The sequence below is a fragment of the Lentzea fradiae genome, assembly GCF_900100955.1.
Classification (GTDB): Bacteria; Actinomycetota; Actinomycetes; order Mycobacteriales; family Pseudonocardiaceae; genus Lentzea; species Lentzea fradiae.
Genome location: NZ_FNCC01000013.1, coordinates 132,983 through 144,990, shown reverse-complemented (window position 1 = coordinate 144,990; position 12,008 = coordinate 132,983). Strand labels below are relative to the sequence as shown.

Sequence of the window (12,008 nt, the reverse complement as noted above, 5' to 3'; positions counted from 1 at the left end):
GCACGGCCCGCCTCTGCCTTTCGGCTGACCCGCGGACCGCGCACGAGTGCATAGGGTCGGTGCATGCTCTGGAGGATCGGCGCGGTCGTCGCACTGCTCGCCCTGACGCTGGCCGACTTCTCCTTCGGCCTGTTCAGCTCGCCCGGCCGCTACCCGTGGGTCGGCGCGGCGGCGCTCGGCTGCATCGTGCTGCCCGCGTTCGCGTGGCTGCGTCCCAGCCGTCCGGCGGCGTTCGTCGCCGCCACCGCGTGCCTGACGTTCACCCTGGTCAACCCGGTGTCGAGGGAGTTCGGCCTGGCCGAGACCCTGGCGCTGACCGGTGTCCTCGCCGTCACCGTGCACCGCGCGAGGAACTGGTGGGACGCCCCGCTGGTCGTCCTGGTCGTGGTCGCCCTGGCCACCCAGCCCCTCCAGCGGTTCAACGGCAGCGGCGAGATCGTCGGCGCGATGGCGCTGCTCCTCGTCGCCACCGCGACCGTCTCGCTGACCGGCTACCTCCGGCTGCTCGGCAGGGCCCGCCAGAAGGAGGTGGCGACCGTCAGAGCGGAGCAGCGGGCGGAGTTCGCCAGGGACCTGCACGACTTCGTCGGCCACCACATCACCGGCATGGTGGTGCTGGCCCAGGGCGCGGGCCGGATCGTCGAACGCAACCCCGCGCAGGCCAGGCAGGCCCTCGAACGCATCGAGGAGGCGGGCGGCGAGGCCATGTCCGCGATGCGCCGCATGATCGGCATGCTCCGCGACGACGTCCCCGTCGCACCGGTCGCGGGCATCGTGGACGTCGCACCGCTGGTCGCGGCCGAGCCCAGGGCACGTCTGCAGGTCCGCGGCGACACCGCGAACCTGCCGCTGGAGGTCACCAGCTCGGTGCATCGGGTGGTCATGGAGTCGTTGACCAACTTCAGGAAGCACGCCGCGGAGGCGACCGCCGTGGACGTCCGGATCGAGTCCACACCGGACCACGTCACGGTCACGATCACCGATGACGGCAAGCCGTCGAGGCGAGGCAAGGGCTTCGGGCTCATCGGGCTCGCCGAACGCGTGCAGGCCGCGGGTGGCAGGCTCAGCGCGGGACCGGGCGCCCACGGCGGCTGGGTCGTCGACGCCGTCCTCCCGATCGGAAAGGTGACCGCGTGATCAGGGTGCTCGTGGCGGACGACCAGGCGATGGTGCGCGCCGGGTTCGGCATGATCCTGGGGGCCGAACCTGACATCGAGGTCGTCGCGGAGGCGCGGGACGGCGTCGAGGCCGTGTCCGAGGCACGCCGCACGAAGCCGGACGTCGCGTTGATGGACATCCGCATGCCACGCATGGACGGCCTGGAAGCACTCAAACAGATCGCCGACGACGTCAACGTGGTCGTGTGCACGACGTTCGACCACGACGAGTACGTGCACACGGCGTTGAAGAACGGCGCGTGCGGCTTCTTGCTGAAGGACGCCGGACCGAACCTGCTCCTCGAAGCGGTACGTGCGGCGTTCGCGGGAGACGCGCTCGTCAGCCCGTCGATCACCGTCAGGCTGTTGCAGCACATGAACACGCTCGCGCCGGAACGGTCGCACAACCTGTCCGCACGAGAACTGGACGTCGTGAAACTCGCCGCCATCGGCAGGACGAACGCTGAAATCGCGCACGAGCTGTTCATCTCCGTCGGCACCGTGAAGACGCACCTGGCGAGCGTTCAGGCCAAACTGGGCGCGCGCAACCGCGTCGAGATCGCCGCCTGGGCCTGGGAGTCCCGCCTGGTCGGCCGAAAGTAGGACCCGGACCGGTCCCCGGACAGAGGCCACGGCCCGCGCCCGCCAGCAGAATTCGAGCCATGAGGAAACTCCTGCTCCTGGTCCCCGCGTTGGTGCTCGCGGGGTGCGGCACGAAGAGCTACACCTACGAGGCGTTCTACGACGTGGAAGGCACCGGCAAGGCCGAGCTGACGCTCGTCGTCCCCGGCGGCGCGACCCGGTCCGAGACCGTCGACCTGCCGCTGGAGAACCAGGCCCTGCTCGCCAACGCGCTCGGCCGCATCACCCTGACCGTGAAGCCGCGGGACGGCCGGGCGACCTGCAAGCTCCGCGTGGAGCAGGAGAAGGAGGTCGTGGGGTCCGGCGCGGAGGCGAAGTGCGAGTACGAGCTCACCGAGGACACCGTCAACTGAGTGATCCGTTAAGCCTTGCCGGGCCGCGGCGGGCTCGGCTAGGAAGCGCGCATGAGGCGAATCGCAGCTGGTCTGGCAGTGGCGGCACTGGCCGCCGGGCTCATCACCACGGGTACCGCGTCCGCCGAGGAGCGGGTGGCCAGGCCGGACTGCGGGTACACCGCGACGCCGGACGACCCGGCCGCCCGGCCGGTGCCGGTCCCGCACGACCCCTGGTTCACCAAGGGCAAGGTGCTCGTGACGGTGAAGACCAACCACGGCGACCTCCCGCTGGTGCTCGACCGCACCCAAGCGCCGTGCACCGCGCACAGCTTCATCCACTTGGCGCACCGCGGCTTCTACCACCACACCGAGTGCCACCGCCTCACCGCGTACTCGACGCTGAAGGTCCTGCAGTGCGGTGACCCGTCCAACACCGGTGAGGGCGGCCCCGGCTACCGCTACGCCGACGAGCTGCCGACCGACCTGCGGCCCGCCCCGAACGACCCGACCGGCGAGCGCCGCGTCTACCCGCGCGGCACGCTGGCGATGGCCAACGCCGGTCCGGACACGAACGGCTCCCAGTTCTTCCTGGTCCAGTCCGACTCGATCCTGCGCCCGAACTACACGGTGTTCGGCCGGATCCTCCCCGAGGGCCTGAAGACGCTGGACAGGATCGCGGCCGGCGGCATCGCGGGGGAGAACCCCGAGGACGGCCGCCCGAACCTGAAGGCCGAGCTGAAGTGGGTGGTCCCGCTCGGTGTCTAGTGGTGCGGCTCGCGACGTCGGCGGCGTTATCCAAGCTCAGCAGGACGCCTCGTGACGCACCACTAGCGGACGGCCCAGCCCGTGAGCGCGCCGTAGAACGCGTCGGAGAGCCGCCGGACCACCTGGTCGTCAGGGAGTCCGGCGGCCTTCGTGAGGTCCATGATCTCGCGCGGGTCGAACAACGAGTTGTGCAGGAACCGTGCGACGTTCAGCAGCGTGTCGGGCAGCGCCAAGTCGTCCAGCACCCCGCGCAGTGCGCGGTCCCAGGCGCCGCACGACAGCGTGGTCATGGTGTCCGCGGCCTGCAGCCGTTCCAGGAAACCGCGCTGCGACCAGAACCGCACGATCACCGGCCCGTGCACGTCCTGCAGTTGCACCCAGCGCGTGACCTGGTGCTCGAACAGCTCTTTGCCGGTCTTGCGGGATCGTTCGCCGTGCTCGGCCAACGACGCTATGACGTCCTCGTGGTAGGCCGTCACGAGCGCGTCCACGGACGGGAAGTGCCGATACGCCGTCGCCTGCGAAAGTGACGCCTTGCGGGCGATCGACTGCATCGTCGCCGTTGCTGGTTCAGCCCGCAGGACGTGCGTCGCGGCATCCAGCAATCGCTTGCGGTTCCGGCGCGCGTCACTGCGGCTGCTTGTCTCCTCCGGCAGAACGTCCTCCCACCCGCGATCCCCCAGTGCGAGGTGCAGGATAAGACGAACGATCAGCGGAACGCGGCGATTCCGGTCAACGCGTGGCCGATGGATAGCAAATGGATGTCGGAAGTCCCCTCGTAGGTCAGCACGGATTCCAGGTTGTTCGCGTGACGCAGCGGCGAGTACTCCGACGAGATGCCGTTGGCCCCGAGGATCGTGCGGCTTTCCCGCGCGATCGCGATGGCCGCCTCGACGTTGTTGTACTTGCCGACGCTGATCTGCTCCGGTTTCAGCGTGCCGGCCTCCTTGAGCCGCGCGAGGTGCAACGCCAGCAGCATGGCGTTGTTGACCTGCACGGACATGGCGGCGAGCTTGCGCTGCGTCAGCTGGAAACCGGCGATGGGCCGGTCGAACTGGACGCGCGTGCCGGCGTAGCCGAGTGCCGCCTGCACGCAATCCCGCGCCGCCCCGACGGCCCCGAACACGATCCCGAACCGCGCCTCGTTCAGGCACGAAAGAGGCGCGCGGAGGGAAGTCGCGAGCGGCAAACGCGCGCTTTCCGGCAGCCGCACTCCCTCCAGGACCAACTCGGATGTGACGGAAGCTCGCATTGAGAGCTTGTTCTTGATGTCCCGCGTGGAAAATCCCGGGGTGCCCCGGGGAACGAGGAATCCTCGAATTCCTTCCTCGGTCCGCGCCCACACGGTCGCCACGTCCGCCAGCCCGCCGTTGGTGATCCACATCTTGGTGCCGTCGAGCACCCAGTCGGCGCCGTTGCGCACGGCCCGCGTGCGCATGCCCGACGGGTTGGAGCCGAAGTCCGGTTCGGTCAGCCCGAAGCAGCCGATCGCCTCACCGGCGGCGAGCCGCGGCAGCCACTCCTGCTTCTGCTCCTCCGACCCGTACTTCCAGATCGAGAACATCGACAGCGATCCCTGCACCGACACGAAGCTGCGGATGCCGCTGTCCACGGCCTCCAGCTCCAGGCAGGCGAGCCCGTACGCCAGCGCGGACGTCCCCGCGCAGCCGTAGCCCTCGAGGTGCATGCCCAGCACCCCGAGCTTGCCCAGCTCGCGGGCCAGCTCGCGCGGCAGCACGCCCTCCTCGAACCACGACGCCACGTGCGGCCGGACGTGCTCGGCGAGGAACGCCGCCACGGTGGCCTGGATGTCGCGTTCCTCGTCGCTCAGCAGCGACGGGATGTCCAGCAACTGCAACGGGTCCTGCACGTCACGGCTCCAGCTTCGGCGGGCGCAGCCGGTAGGTGACCGGCGTGCGCGACAGGCGGATGGGGTTGGCGACCAGGGTCAGGTCCTCGATCGTCGCGGTCGGGGCGAGGTCCAGCGACTCGGCCAGCGCGAACGCGTGCGCGATGTCGTTGACCGGCCCGCACGGCACACCCAGGGGCGTCAGCGTCTCGAACCAGTGCTGTGCCGGGCGCGTCCGCAGCCGCGCCGAGAGGACCTCGAACAGCTGGTCCACGTTCTCGACCCGGTCGGAGTTCGTGACGAACCGCGGGTCCGTCGCCAGCTCCGGCACGTCCAGCACCGAGCACAACCGCCGGAACTGCCGGTCGTTGCCCACGGCGAGCACGATCGGCTGGTCGGCCGTCGGGAACACCTCGTACGGCGCGATCGACGGGTGCCGGTTGCCCATCGGCTTCGGCACCGCGCCCGCCAGGGTGAAGCCCGCGCTCTGGTTCACCATGCTGGACAGCAGCACCGTCAGCAGGTCCAGCTCGACGAGCTGCCCCTGCCCGGTCGCCTCCCGGTGCCGCAACGCCGCCAGGATGCCCACGCACGCGTGCAGTCCCGTGAGGACGTCGACCAGCGCCACACCGGTCTTCACCGGTTCGTACGGGCCGGGCCCGGTCACGCTCATCAACCCGCCCACGGCCTGCACCAGCAGGTCGTAGCCGGTCAGGTCCGCGCCCTTGCCGGAGCCGAAGCCCGAGATCGAGCAGTAGACGAGGTCGTCCCGGCCCAGCGACTCGTAGTCGAGCCCGAACTTCCTCATCGTGCCCGGCTTGAAGTTCTCGACCACGACGTCCGCACGCGCGATCAGCTCGCGCGCCCGCTCCCGGCCGGCCTCGGTGGACAGGTCGATCTGCACCGACGTCTTGTTCCTGTTGACCGCCAGGAAGTACGTCGCCTCGTCCCCGTGGTGCGGCGGACCCCACGTGCGGGTCTCGTCACCCTTGCCGGGCTGCTCGACCTTCACGACCTCGGCGCCGAGGTCGCCCAGCACCATCGTCGCGTACGGCGCCGCCAGCACGCGGCTGAAGTCCGCGATCACGACGCCTTCGAGGGAGCTCATGCGATCCGCCTCCACGGCTTCGTCGGGGTGGGCTCGTGCGCTGTGCTCGTCCTCGGTCCGGCCCGCGAGCCGCCGAGCACCGCCGTGCCCGGCACCTGGCCGAGGCAGGAGACCACCGCTCCGGACGCGCTCATGCCACCCGCCCCCGCAGCTTCATCGCGGTCAGGACGCGTTCCTGCGCCATGTCGCGCGCGGCCACATGCGTTGTCGTACCACGGTTTTTCGCCGTGGTGACGACATTCGCCGCGTTCGCCCTCAGCTTCGAGGACACGGCGTCCAGCACCGTCGCGGGGTCCACCGGGAACGCCGAGTACCGCGCGTCCATCCCGAACGCCGCCGCGATCACGCCGCCGGCGTTCGCGATGAAGTCCGGCACGACCGTGATGCCACGTCGCGCCAGAACCTCCTGCGCCGCAACGGAAGTGGGCAGGTTCGCACCCTCGACCACCAGTGCGGTGTCGAGCTCGCCCGCCAGATCCGCGTCGATGACGTCCTGCAGCGCCGCCGGCACCAGCACGTCGCACGGCACGCGGAGCTCGGCACCGAGCTCGCGCACGCCGCCGTACTCCCGCACCGCGAGGTCGCCGAACTCGCCCCGCAAAGCCAGAAGCCGTGCGACGTCCAAGCCGCCTGGATCCACCAACGCCCCGTGCACCGACGACACGGCGACGACGACGGCACCCAGTTCGGCGAACCGCTTCACCGCCGCGGCACCAACCGCTCCGAAACCCTGGACGGCCACGCGTCTGCCCCGCAGCCCCGCCAGTTCGTCCGCCACCTCGGCCACGCCGAACCCGGTGACGCCCAGCTCGTCGTACGGAAGACCGCCGAGTTGAGCCGGTGCGCCCATCATAGCGCCGCGGTCCGACAGTTCGTCCTGGACGATCGCGGCGTCCCGCTCGGTGAGGCCCACGTCGAGGCCCAGCACGTACTCGCGCGGCACCTCGTTGGAGAGCTTGCGCGCGAACGCTCTCAGCGCCTGCTCCTTGTCCGGTGAGGAGGGGTCGAAGACGATGCCCGCCTTGGCGCCGCCGAAGAACAGGTCGACCGCCGCCCACTTCCACGTCATGACGCGCGCGAGCCGGGCGATCTCCGCGACGGACACGTGCGGGCTCATCCGCGTGCCGCCCTTGCCCATGCCACGCGCGGTGTTGTCGATGACGAGCACGCCTTTCATGCCCGTGCGCCGGTCGGACACGCAGACGACCTTCTCGGGCCCCCACTCGTCCATGAGCTCAAGAACGTCCATCGTCGTCCTCACACGCAGTTGAGTTCGGGCCGCGCCTGGCCGGCGGCGAAGCGGGAAGCGTCCAACGCGGACACGTCGACGAAGGGCTCGCGGCCGAGCACGAGGTCGCGGACGACCTCGCCGACGGCCGGGCCCTGCAGGAAGCCGTGCCCGGAGAACCCGGTGGCGTAGAAGAACCTCCCGGCCGAGCCGATCAGCGCGTTGTGGTCCGGCGTCACCTCGTACAGCCCGGCCCAGCCGGTGCGGACGCCGACGTCGAGCAGCCTCGGCGCCCGCCGCCCGATCGCCTCGGTGAGCCGCGGCAGCCACGCGTCGGACACGTCCAGCTTGAAGCCCGGTGTCTCGTCCGGGTCGGACATGCCGAACAGCAGTCCCGGGCCCTCGCGGTGGAAGTAGAAGGTGCTGTCGAAGTCGATGGTGAACGGTGTCACCTGATCGTGTAGCTCCGGCAGGGGTTCGGTGAACATCACCTGCCGCCGCAAGGGAGAAACCGGCAGGTCAACGCCCACCATCGCGCCGATCTCCCGGGACCAGGCGCCCGCCGCGCAGACCACCGTCGGCGTCGAGACCGAGCCTCGGCCGGTTTCCACGCGAAAACTGTCGGACCCCGTCCCTACTATCGATCGCACGGCAGTTCTGGTGCAGAAACGGGCACCGAACCGGCGGGCCGCGGTGGCATAACCCAGGACGACGGACTCAGGAGTGCAGTGTCCGTCGTCAGGGGAGAAGGCCGCCGCGAGCAGGCCGTCCGTCTCGATCAACGGAGACATCCGTCGTGCTTCCTCGGCCGTCACCATGCGGCTCGGCACTCCGAGGGAGTTCTGGAGGTCGACGTTGCGCTCGAACGCCGTCACGTCGTCGTCGGAAGAGAGGAGGAACAGGTAGCCGACCTGGTGCAGATCGATCTCCTGCCCGGGCCGTTGCGGAAAGCGCCGGAACAACTCGAGCGACCGAGCCCCGAGCCTGATGTTCAGCTCGTCGGAGAACTGGGCGCGCACCCCACCCGCGGCTTTGCAGGTGGAGCCGGAGCCCAGCTCGTCCTTCTCGACGACCACGACATCGCGGACGCCTGCCTCGGCGAGGTGAAAGGCGATGGACGATCCCATCACCCCGCCGCCGATGACGACGACCTCGGCCTGACCGGGCAGCTCAGGCCAGCCGGAAGTCAAGGTCCGCCTCGATCGCGAGAGTGTCCATCTGCGCTTTCTGCAGCGTCCCCGAGTAGTCCCAGTTCATGGACTGCCAGCGGGTGAACTGGTCGAGCACCCACACGCCCGACTGCCGGGAGCCGTTGCCGCTCTTGCCGTTGCCGCCGAACGGCAGGTGCGCCTCGGCCCCGGACGTCGAGTTGTTGACGCTCACCATCCCGGCCGAGATGCCGGCGCGGAACCGGAAAGCCTTGTCCGGGTCCGTGGTGTAGATCGAGCACGACAGGCCGTACCCCGGCCGGTTGCCCAGCTCGATCGCCTCGTCCAGGTCCGAGTACCTCATGACGCCGACGATCGGGCCGAACGTCTCCTGGAGGAACAGCTCGTCGTCGGCACGAACACCGGAAACGATTGCGGGGTGGTAGAAGAAGCCGTTCTCACCAGTGAAGCCGTTGCGCGGGCTGGAGTCCGTGATGCGGCCGGTCGGGCCGTGCACCGTGTGGTGCTCGCCGATCCAGCCGAGGTACTTCTCGTACGCCAGGGCGAACTTCTCGTCCAGCAACGGTCCATAGAGGACATCACCGGTCGGGTCGCCCACGGTGGCGGTGGACACGGCCTCGACGAACCGGGTCAGGAACTCGTCGTGCACCGACTCGTGCACGATCGCCGTGCCGAGCGAGGTGCAGCGCTGGCCCGCGGAGCCGAAGCCGGCGAACAACGCGCCCTGCACGGCCAGGTCCAGGTCGGCGTCCTCGGTGACGACCATCGGGTTCTTGCCGCCGAGCTCCAGGCACGGCGTCTGGAGGTGGCGTCCGCACAGCTCGCCGATCCGCACACCGACCTCGCTGGAGCCGGTGAAGCCGACCTTGTCGACGAGTCCCTCCCGCAGCGACTGCTCCAGGCCGTCGAACGTCTCCGAGCCCTCGGCGAAGACGATCTCGAACACCCCGGCCGGGATGCCCGCCGCCTGGAACACGTCGTAGAAGGCGCGGGCCGACGCGGCGGAGTACTCGGCGGGCTTCCACACGACCGAGTTGCCGCACAGCAGCGCGGGCACGATGTACCACGACGGCACGGCGACCGGGAAGTTGCCGGCGGTGATGATGGCCGCCGCGCCGACCGGGGTGCGGAAGGTGAAGAGCTGCTTGTCGGGCATCTCGGACGGGACGGTGTGCCCGTAGAGGCGCCTGCCCTCGCCGACGAAGAAGTCGCAGGTGTCGACGATCTCGCGGACCTCGCCGCGGGCCTCGGCGATCGGCTTGCCGATCTCGCGGGTCACGAGCTGGGCGAGCGGTTCGAAGTTCGCCTCGACGAGCCTGCCGATGTTGCCGATGACCTGTCCGCGCACGGGGGCGGGTACGCGTGCCCACGCGCGCTGTGCCGCCTTCGCCCGCCGGGCTGCTTCGACGAAGGTGCGGCTGGTCCCGAGCTCGATCTCGGTGACCACGTCAGAGGTGTTCGCCGGGTTCGTGGAGACGTAGGGCATGCGTCCCACCCTGGCGCGTGCCCGCCGGGTCGCGCCAGAGGTCGCAGACTGAAACCTGGCCGAGTCGAGCATAAGCTGTTCTGGTGCTGAACCCGGTTCATCTCCGCACCCTCGTCGAGGTCGTGAAGACGGGGTCGTTCGCTGCGGCGGCTCGGCGGCTCGGGTACACGTCGTCGGCCGTGTCGCAGCAGATCTCGGCGTTCGAGCGGGCGGTCGGCGTGACGCTCTTCGAACGCGAGGCGCACTCGGTCAGGCCGGCGAGCGCGGCGCTGATGATCGCCGACCGGGGTGCTGAGCTGCTCGCGGCGTTCGACGGCTTCGAGCACGAGGTCAAGGCGATGGTGCAGGGGCTGCGGGGGCGGCTGCGGATCGGCACGTTCCCCACGGCCAGCGCGCGGGTGGTGCCGAAGGCGCTGGCGCGGCTGACGCGGGACCTGCCGGACGCGGAGATCCGGCTGGACGAGGCCGAGCCGGACGACGTGCTGCCGCTCGTGCTGACCGGTGAGCTCGACCTGGCGCTCGTCTACGCCTACGACCTCGTGCCGAGGACGTGGCCGGAGGAGCTGACGGTCGTGCCGTTGCTGGACGAGACGCTCCTGGTCATGGTGCCGTCCGGCCACCCGGCCGCGAAGAGCAACGTCAGGCTGGAGGACCTCAGGGACGAGCGGTGGATCGCCTCGCGCGACGGCACGTCCGGGGCCACCTGCCTCACCCGGTTGTGCGCGGCGGCGGGGTTCGCGCCCAAGATCGCCTTTCGGAGCAACGACTACGAGGTCGTGCAGTCGCTCGTGGCGGCGGGTGTCGGCGTGGCGTTGGTGCCGGCTCTCGGGTACAAGGCGTTGCCCGGCACGCATGCGATGCCGTTGAGGCACAAGCCGTTGCGTCGGCACGTGCACGTCGTCCACCGCACCGCGAACACGAATCCGTTGTTGTGCGATGCGGTGAATGCTCTCCTGCAGGTGTGTGAAAGGACTGTAGGCGATCATGTAAGTCCGCCATGATGGCTACATGGGGGAACGTAGTGGTTACAGCGTGTTGGCCGGGGCGGGGGGCTACTGGGGCATACCGGAGCACCTCAGCCACATCAGGAACCTGGTCGAGAACACGGAGCAGGGGGTGGACGAGATCATCCTCGGGACCCTCGACGACGCGGGACCGTTGCGTCCGCTGCTCTGCCGGGTGCTCGCCGAACGCGACCCGGACCGCGATCCGGGGTTCGCGTTGCGGCACTTCTACGCCGAGACCGGCGGCCCGGTCCGCCAGTGGCTCGGCCAGGAGGTGTACCGCGGCCCGTGGGTGTGGCTCTACGGCATCACCAGGCTGCGCCGGGCGAAGCCGGTCGAGCACATCGTCCCGGACGTGACGCACTGGCTGGCCTGCCGGCGTCAGGGGGCGGTGACGGCGCTGGGCGACACCGCCGACCCGGCCGCGGTGCCGCCGGTCACCGGCCGCCTGCGGGACGCGAAGTGGCAGGTGCGCGTCGCGGCCGCCGAAGCGGTCCGGCGGCTGGCGGGGTCGGGAGTCCAGGTCGGTGGCGCGGCGGAGGCGTTGCTGCGGTGCCTGCACCACGAACGTCAGGAGGTCGTCGAGCAGGCCGCCGCCGCACTGGCGGTTCCGGCTCTTCGCGACCACCTGGTGTGGTCGCGGGCCACGTTGATGCCGCTGGCCGGTGCGATCGTGGACAACGCGCTCGACGGTGTCGTCGCGCCGCTCACGCCGTTATGGCCGGGTGAGGTCTGACGGGTCATTCGCCCGTCTGGCCGTCCGCGAGCTCGCGGAGCAGGTCGAGGTGGCCGGCGTGCCGTGCCGTCTCCTGGGTCACGTGCGCCAGGATCCACCGCACGGTGCGCTCGCCGTCCGCGGCGGTGTCGTCCGGGTGCCGCCGCCGGAGCGCCTCGGCGTTGGCCCACTCGTCGCGGTACGCCTGGATCACCGACTCCGGGGTGTCGCTGCCGGCGAGGTCCCACGACGGGTCCGGGTCGCCTTTCCACAGGGACGGCAGTTCGAGGCCCGCGCCCGCGATGCACAGCCAGTACCGCTCGACCGCGACGAGGTGCTTGAGCACGCCCAGAGCCGTCAGCCTCGGCGAGGTGGCGATGGGGGCCGCCGCGGCCTGGTCCCGCGTCAGCCCTTCGACCTTCAGCACGGCGGTCTTGCGCAGGAAGTCCAGGAACTCCCAGGCGAGGACGCTTTCGTCGGAGGCTGTCTTGGCGGGCCAGGAACGGGTCACCGGGTGAGTCTGCCAGTCGTCGGCGGTGGCGGACGCTGG

General features: G+C 70.1%; 14 protein-coding genes. 6 read left to right on the top strand and 8 right to left on the bottom strand.

The features are described 5' to 3' along the window. The first annotated feature begins 63 nt into the window (after positions 1 to 63). From BLT23_RS29130 to BLT23_RS29115, 4 genes are read left to right on the top strand one after another with little or no spacing between them, the layout of a single operon-like run. The gene (locus tag BLT23_RS29130; RefSeq protein WP_090054619.1) at positions 64 to 1,137 is read left to right on the top strand and encodes a sensor histidine kinase; all 1,074 of its coding nucleotides are present in this window, start codon (positions 64 to 66) and stop codon (positions 1,135 to 1,137) included. Next, positions 1,134 to 1,760, top strand: a complete 627-nt coding sequence (locus BLT23_RS29125; protein ID WP_090054617.1) for a response regulator — start codon at positions 1,134 to 1,136, stop codon at positions 1,758 to 1,760. Before BLT23_RS29130 ends, BLT23_RS29125 begins: the two co-directional genes overlap by 4 nt. Before the next feature lie 59 nt (positions 1,761 to 1,819). Further along, positions 1,820 to 2,152 carry a hypothetical protein gene (locus BLT23_RS29120; protein ID WP_090054615.1) on the top strand — a complete coding sequence of 111 codons (333 nt, stop codon included), beginning with the start codon at positions 1,820 to 1,822 and terminating at the stop codon, positions 2,150 to 2,152. A gap of 51 nt (positions 2,153 to 2,203) precedes the next feature. Beyond that, on the top strand, positions 2,204 to 2,899 hold the full coding sequence (locus tag BLT23_RS29115; RefSeq protein WP_090054612.1) for a peptidylprolyl isomerase: 696 nt from the start codon (positions 2,204 to 2,206) through the stop codon (positions 2,897 to 2,899). Positions 2,900 to 2,961: 62 nt separating this feature from the next. On the opposite strand, the gene BLT23_RS41015 is transcribed toward BLT23_RS29115, so the two are convergent. From BLT23_RS41015 to BLT23_RS29085, 7 genes are all read right to left on the bottom strand, one after another. Continuing rightward, on the bottom strand, positions 2,962 to 3,504 hold the full coding sequence (locus BLT23_RS41015; RefSeq protein ID WP_176946968.1) for a TetR/AcrR family transcriptional regulator: 543 nt from the start codon (positions 3,502 to 3,504) through the stop codon (positions 2,962 to 2,964). Between the two features lie 104 nt (positions 3,505 to 3,608). Further along, a complete protein-coding gene (locus tag BLT23_RS29105; protein WP_090054609.1) occupies positions 3,609 to 4,769 on the bottom strand; it encodes an acyl-CoA dehydrogenase family protein in 1,161 nt (386 codons plus the stop codon). 1 nt (position 4,770) lies between these two features. Further along, on the bottom strand, positions 4,771 to 5,856 hold the full coding sequence (locus tag BLT23_RS29100; RefSeq protein ID WP_090054605.1) for a CaiB/BaiF CoA transferase family protein: 1,086 nt from the start codon (positions 5,854 to 5,856) through the stop codon (positions 4,771 to 4,773). Continuing rightward, positions 5,853 to 5,990 carry a hypothetical protein gene (locus BLT23_RS41010; RefSeq protein ID WP_176946967.1) on the bottom strand — a complete coding sequence of 46 codons (138 nt, stop codon included), beginning with the start codon at positions 5,988 to 5,990 and terminating at the stop codon, positions 5,853 to 5,855. The genes BLT23_RS29100 and BLT23_RS41010 overlap by 4 nt, the downstream gene beginning before the upstream one ends. Continuing rightward, on the bottom strand, positions 5,987 to 7,105 hold the full coding sequence (locus BLT23_RS29095) for a Glu/Leu/Phe/Val family dehydrogenase (RefSeq protein ID WP_090054602.1): 1,119 nt from the start codon (positions 7,103 to 7,105) through the stop codon (positions 5,987 to 5,989). Before BLT23_RS29095 ends, BLT23_RS41010 begins: the two co-directional genes overlap by 4 nt. 8 nt (positions 7,106 to 7,113) lie before the next feature. Beyond that, positions 7,114 to 8,211 carry an NAD(P)/FAD-dependent oxidoreductase gene (locus BLT23_RS29090; RefSeq protein ID WP_218133935.1) on the bottom strand — a complete coding sequence of 366 codons (1,098 nt, stop codon included), beginning with the start codon at positions 8,209 to 8,211 and terminating at the stop codon, positions 7,114 to 7,116. A 43-nt stretch (positions 8,212 to 8,254) separates the two neighbouring features. Beyond that, positions 8,255 to 9,739 carry an aldehyde dehydrogenase family protein gene (locus BLT23_RS29085; RefSeq protein ID WP_090054599.1) on the bottom strand — a complete coding sequence of 495 codons (1,485 nt, stop codon included), beginning with the start codon at positions 9,737 to 9,739 and terminating at the stop codon, positions 8,255 to 8,257. Positions 9,740 to 9,822: 83 nt separating this feature from the next. On the opposite strand from BLT23_RS29085, the gene BLT23_RS29080 reads away from it, so the two are divergent. Further along, positions 9,823 to 10,740 carry a LysR family transcriptional regulator gene (locus tag BLT23_RS29080; protein ID WP_090054597.1) on the top strand — a complete coding sequence of 306 codons (918 nt, stop codon included), beginning with the start codon at positions 9,823 to 9,825 and terminating at the stop codon, positions 10,738 to 10,740. Between the two features lie 7 nt (positions 10,741 to 10,747). Continuing rightward, complete coding sequence (locus BLT23_RS29075; protein WP_090054594.1) at positions 10,748 to 11,479, top strand: HEAT repeat domain-containing protein; 732 nt, start codon at positions 10,748 to 10,750, stop codon at positions 11,477 to 11,479. A gap of 4 nt (positions 11,480 to 11,483) precedes the next feature. On the opposite strand, the gene BLT23_RS29070 is transcribed toward BLT23_RS29075, so the two are convergent. Next, on the bottom strand, positions 11,484 to 11,969 hold the full coding sequence (locus tag BLT23_RS29070; protein ID WP_090054592.1) for a DinB family protein: 486 nt from the start codon (positions 11,967 to 11,969) through the stop codon (positions 11,484 to 11,486). Between the last annotated feature and the right edge of the window lie 39 nt (positions 11,970 to 12,008).